Annotated in this window: 2 protein-coding genes and 1 pseudogene; all 3 read left to right on the top strand. The window is 62.1% G+C overall.

Annotated elements, in window-relative coordinates; translation table 11 throughout:
- Positions 1-967: pseudogene (locus IC50_RS37385) on the top strand (hypothetical protein); the annotation flags it as partial.
- A 154-nt stretch (positions 968-1,121) separates the two neighbouring features.
- Positions 1,122-4,916, top strand: a complete 3,795-nt coding sequence (locus IC50_RS37380; protein WP_244429722.1) for a Ulp1 family isopeptidase — start codon at positions 1,122-1,124, stop codon at positions 4,914-4,916.
- Between the two features lie 457 nt (positions 4,917-5,373).
- A partial coding sequence (locus IC50_RS37375) for a hypothetical protein (protein ID WP_035716680.1) occupies positions 5,374-5,906 on the top strand: 533 nt, incomplete at its 3' end.

Below are 5,906 nucleotides of genomic sequence, written 5' to 3'. Positions count from 1 at the left end.
GGCCGGGCCGCGCGAGCCGCAGCTCGCCACGCCCGACGCTGCCACGGCCCCGACAGTCAAGGTGATCGTACTCTCGGATCTGGGTACGAAGAAACTCGCGAGCGCGGAGGAGGCGGCACTCGCGAGGGCGTCATCGTCGGCGACCGGGCACCTGGAGATATTGCAGGCTCCGCCCTCCAGGAACGCACTGACCGGATTACTCAAGCGATTGGACGAACTTTTGCAGTTCGATCTGCCGGCTCAGCAAAGCGCGGTCTCGCAAGCGCGCCACGGGAAGCCCGAGGACGCCGATCACGCCGTGGATCTCGTCGTTAAGCGCCTGCAGACACAGGCCTCCGAGATTGAGGCCAGTGTAGCCGCGCTGGAGGAGCCTCGCCGACGTGTCCTACTCACGCCTGCGCAAGTGCCGGAAGTGCACGACAAAATAGCCCGGCTCAAGGCGATGTTGTCCGAGGTGCAGGGACAGGCAAACTCTTTCACGGCGCAAAAGGCGGTGATCACGATCGATTGCATGAAGACCTACGCGTTTCCGTCCCAGAAGTATCTTGAACAGTTGCGAGCGGCCGGGGAGTTGGCGGCTGTGAATTCACCGCGCGCCTTGAAGGATGATCCGGGGACACTGTTCGAGATCAAGCTGCAGCCCAAGGCCCTGCGCAATGGCGCGACGCCAAGCCCGATGTGGGTGCACATCCATACCAAGCGGCCGGTACATGCCAGGCAGTTGGCAACGCTGAGCGATGCCGGGTTCGCCGCTTGCCACGTGAAGTCCAATGACCAGCGCGGCTACAATCAGGACTGGCAGAGCGCTCGAGCTGCGACGGGGCGCGAGAACGTCGTGATCCACCGCGGCAAGCTCACGCCGGCGTTCTGTAGGTCCTTGTTGCGCACCGCAGCTGGCGGCCAGCCGTGGCATCCCCTTCCCGAGGCGGAGCACGCGTCGATGCAGTTCGCGCGCCTCGGGATGTAGTTACCTGGGTGTCCCGCGCCAGAGCGTCGCTGTGGTGACACGATCAAGTGGACCGTTTCTCACCGAGAGGAAATCCTCGATGAGCTCGAAGCCGGCGCGGGCTTCCTCGAACAGATCGACAACAGGGTCCGATTGAAATTCGATCGGGAGCGTCGTGACCCCAACTTCCTTTCGCTTGGCAGCTGAACCGTCAAATGCCGGCGATGTGTCGTCTCAAGTCCAGGCGCATGCGATCAGCGCTCCAGGCTCTTCATCTTCGAAAGTGAGTACACATGAAATTCGTCTCAATGAATCGGGGGGGCAACAAACGGATAGCGTGGACGCGCAAGATGCCTCTCCAGCCGACTCGTCGGCAGAGGCGGCGGCCTTTCAGCGGCAGCTGAGCGAGGTCGCTGTCCTGTCCGCTCCCGTGCTCATGCAGGTCCGCGCCTATCAAGCGGATGCATCGCGATCTGAGGCGCGACCCATCGTGCGGGCGAGCGGGCAACCATATACGCCGGCTCCGCACGGTGAAGGCGGTGGAACGACGCTGAATGCGTCGGCGCTGCCGCTCGGCCATGCAAATTTGGTTTTCGCAGGAAGCGGCATGGATCCTGTTTATTCCGACGATGCGTCTCTTATTGAGGGGCTCGGGCCGGCACTCTTCAAGGCTGGGGCCACCGAGCGCACCGTCAGGCGCAATGTACGTTGTCTTCTCGGATTGGGGCATTGGCTCGTAAAGAACGGAAAGCCGGGCATTGCTGCCCGGCTTTCCGAAGAGTCGCTGGTCGAGGATGCCCTGGAGTTCGGCAAGCAGGAGGGGCAGGCCATCGCTACGCCACTGGTTCATCTTCGAGCCTCCCAATCGCCGGGCGGCATCGCGCCGATTGCAAGCCGGGTTGAGCTGAATCCCTATTCCCAAGATGCGGATCTCATCAAAGGGTACAAGGAAGATGCAGCGTCAGGCACCGCCAACACCGTCAGGAAGTATGCAACTCTTCTTATCGATTTCAGTGATTACCTCCGTGAGAACGATAAGCCCGGCATTGCTGCTCGACTTGGCGACGGCTCGCTGGATAATGATGTCAGCCAGTATAAGGAGGCGGACCCCCGTGGCCGCAGAAAAGCCGGGGCCGCACTGGCTCATCTCCTGAGGTCGCCGGCGGGTGCTAGAGCGATCGAGCTCCGGCCTCATATTCGCCCCGTTCCTGATTTCGAAGGCGCGGTTCGCGCTGAGCCGAGCCGGACCCGGGCCGCGACTGCACAGCACAGCTCGAGCGGAGCTATCAGCTGGCCGGAGACTCTGCCTGCGAACCAGCAGGATCTGCTTTTGGAGACGATGGACGGACCCAGCTCCTCGCCGCCTATCGAGACAATTGCGCACCATCAACAAGCAGCGGATGCAGGAGGGTCTTTTCGTGACTTGAACTTGCCCCGCGCCGACCATGGGGTTTCACCGCCGCATGGCCTGGCATTGGATGCTGCAGGGTCCCTGAACTGGCGCCACCATGACGACGAACTGACGGATAAACGTCACAGGAACCCGCTCGGGCCAGGCGAGCAGGTTCTCGTCATCAATGAGCATGATATAGGGGAGTTGAGATCAGCGAAGAGGCAGAAGACGCTAAGCAATCCGCAGGGCGTCGCCGTTGAGCGGCAGCTGATGCAGACGCCATCCCATCAACTGGCGGCGTCCCCATTGCAGATGCAGGCTCCGATGCTGTCGCAAAACGAGCTAATCGGCGAGCCGCTCCCGGGGGAAGACGCGGAGCTCTTGGCGAGGTTTCGTGTAGACGCCAAGCGGCGCAAGCTCACCCCAGGCGCCATCAATAACAGTGTTTCCGGGCTTGGGAGATTTGTTCGCTGGGTCAACGCAGAGCATGGGGGGTCCGTAGCTTCTCGGCTACGAAAAGGTACACCGCTGGATGAGGAAATTGCGGCGTACCGGAGATTGGGCCGTGACCCCCAGCACCGCATTACATCGGCCCTGGATGTTCTCCGGCGGCTCTTGCGTGGGGGTGAAGAAGCCGAAGCTCCCGAACCCCGCGTCCTCGGTGCCCCACGTCGCCTGGTTCCTCATCCAGAAGATGCGCCCCTCATCGAGGGCGCGCTGAGCCAAGCTCTGAAACATGTTAAAACTGCGAAGGATAAGGGGTCTGCGCAAAAGCGGGCGACACGTCTTCGCGCGCTGAGTGCGTGGCTTAAAGGGAATCGCAAAGGGAGCATCATCGGGCGACTTAACGGCTCTAGCAAGGAGCAGTTAACGCTGGACAACGATGTGCTGGCGTTCCAACGGACCGGAGGCGCAAGATACCGTCCCGATTTGTCGCATCTTCGCAGCTACTTAAAACTCATCGAGGCGAACCGAGAGCTGGGGCTGCCAGGCCCTGAGCAGCCGAGCTCGCCGGCCGCGTGGGGCGATCGGCATCCCGGCTCGGCGCAGGATCTTCCCTCAACGCCGGCAAGCCCAAGCGCGGGAGCTTGGGTTTGGTTGGGTGAACAGCTGCACGAACCAGCATCACCATCCAGGCCCCCGTCACATGCTAAGGGCAGGCTTGAGCCATCTGTTGATCTGAATGCGCCGACGCCGTCCGAGTTGCGCGACGATGCTCATTTTGCGCCAGCGCATCCTGCCAGGGCCCGTTCAGACACCTACGCTGGTCTTGAGCCATTTGTTGATCTGAATGCGCCGACGCCGTCCGAGTTGCGCGACGATGCTCATTTTGCGCCAGCGCATCCTGCCAGGGCCCGTTCAGACACCTACGCTGGTCTTGAGCCATTTGTTGATCTGAATGCGCCGACGCCGTCCGAGTTGCGCGACGATGCTCATTTTGCGCCAGCGCATCCTGCCAGGGCTCGCTCAGACACCTACGCCGGTCTTGAGGCAGCGGTTAATCCGAATCCGCGCACACCATTCGAGTTGCGTGACAATGCTTGGGCCCCGGCGCCTGACTTTCGGCCGCTGTTTGCCGGGCCAGTACCGGGGCATCACCAGGGCGCTCGACAGCCCGGTTCGCCGCAGGGGCTTTCTCCGGCGCCAGCCTTCTCGGATGATGAAGCTTTGGCGTGGTTGCGCGAGGAGCTGGCGCGACGGCAGATGCAAGAACCGGCCTCACCATCAACCGGCAGGGCTCCCTCAGACATCTACGGCGGCCTTGAGTCATTGGTGCATCTGGATGCGCCCACGCCGTGGGAATTGCGCGACGATGCTCACTTTGCGCCGGCGCCCGCTGCCAGGGCGCGCTCGGACACCTACCGCGGTTTTCCATTGGTTGATCTGACTGCGCCCACGCCGTCCGAATCACGCGACGATGCTAATTCTGTACGGCCGTTTCCGATCACCTCCGCCAACGCTCAGATCGGGGCTTTAGATCCGACAGTCTCGTCTCACGGCCACGGGCTGGTGCTCGAGGACACGGAATGGCTGGGCGACGAGCATATCGACAGGGATTACCGGCTCCAGGAGCAGGATTTGCAGAGGAACGATCCGGATCTCGCCGCCCGGACGCGGTTCGTGAATCCCCTCATCGTCCTAAATTATCTGGGCTCTAACGACGATGGCGTCGTGCAAACCGAGTTCCAGCGCATCGTCCATGATGATGAATTTAATGATACAGCCGACTTCCTGTTCCTGCCCGTGATTAATGCCAACCCTGAAGATCCTAATAACCTCGGCAACCATTGGTCGCTGCTGTTCGTTGATCGCAGTGACCGGGGGCAGCCGGTCGCCTACCACTACGATTCCTACAGGGGACTCAACAAAAAGCATGCAGAGCATCTCGCAAGTAGGCTGCACCTCCGCCTGGAGCCAGCCGGCATGGCCCAGCAGCAGAACACTTATGATTGCGGCGTCTTTGTCGTGGACGGGACGCGGGCGCTGGTTAGGCAATTGGAGCAAGGAGGGCAGACAGTCCACCTGGACCAGCTCGTCGTCGATCGGCAGGCACTGCAAAACCGACTCAGGGGCTGATGTCGCCGTGGGCGAGATAGAGTTGGCTGTGAATCGACGCTGAACATTGACCCCCGTACGCGCGAAGTCAATCAAGTACTTGGGACGCCGATCGGCGTCCGGACCCCACACGATGACATAATTGCGGTCGGCGCCCGCGGGACGAAAGGTCCGCTATCTTCAAGCCTGCACGCAATCACACGAATCGGAGGGGCTATGAAGCAATATGTTGGGCTTGACGTCTCACAAAAGGAGAGAATCAGGAACAGCAGAAGCCCGTTCCCGAAGATCATACGTCCGTCAGCAAGGACGAGGAATCGGGCGCACGAGGGTTGCAGCGCGATTTGCAGGATCGGTTGCAGCCGGCGCACGACGAGCCGGTGAGCGAGCCCGTCAGCGATAGTGCTTCCCATCCCGAAGTACCTGCAGGCTCGCGCCGGTTCGCCGCCTGCTCAAGGTCGGCATTGGCCTTGCGATTGTGGCCGTCTTCGGATGGTTGCCGCTGAAGGCCGTGCTGCAGACCTCGAGCGTTGCGGCCGTGGTCAATGCCAGGATCGTGACGTTGCGCTCGCCGATTGACGGCACCGTGAGCGCGAAGCCGCCGCAAGGCTCGACGCAACTCAGCGTGGTCCATGAGGGCGACGCGATCCTTCATGTCGTCAACGCGCGTGGCGATCGCGTGCGGCTCGACGATCTTCGGCGGCAGATGTCCCGGATGGAAAATGAGCGCCCGAGTTTCGCCGCCAAGCTTGCGGCCGCCGAGACGGCGCAACAGGACCTCGCCCGCCAGGCGGCCCAGTTCCGCGACGGTCGCATCCTCCAGCTCCAGGCGCGCATTGCCGAAATCCAGTCGGCGATCGAGGCCGCGGCCGCGCGACGGGAGAAGGCAGTGGCCGCCGTCGAGCGGGCCTCGTCACTGATCAAATCGGGCAGCGTCTCGACGGTCGAAATGGCCCGCCTGACGCGCGAGCAGGCGATCGCCCAGCAGACTGCGGATTTCACGGATCGTGA

This window comes from Bradyrhizobium genomosp. I (2014), from assembly GCF_000261685.1.
Lineage (GTDB): Bacteria > Pseudomonadota > Alphaproteobacteria > Rhizobiales > Xanthobacteraceae > Bradyrhizobium.
The sequence above is the reverse complement of the archived record's forward strand: the minus strand, read 5'-3'. Positions and strand labels throughout refer to the sequence as shown.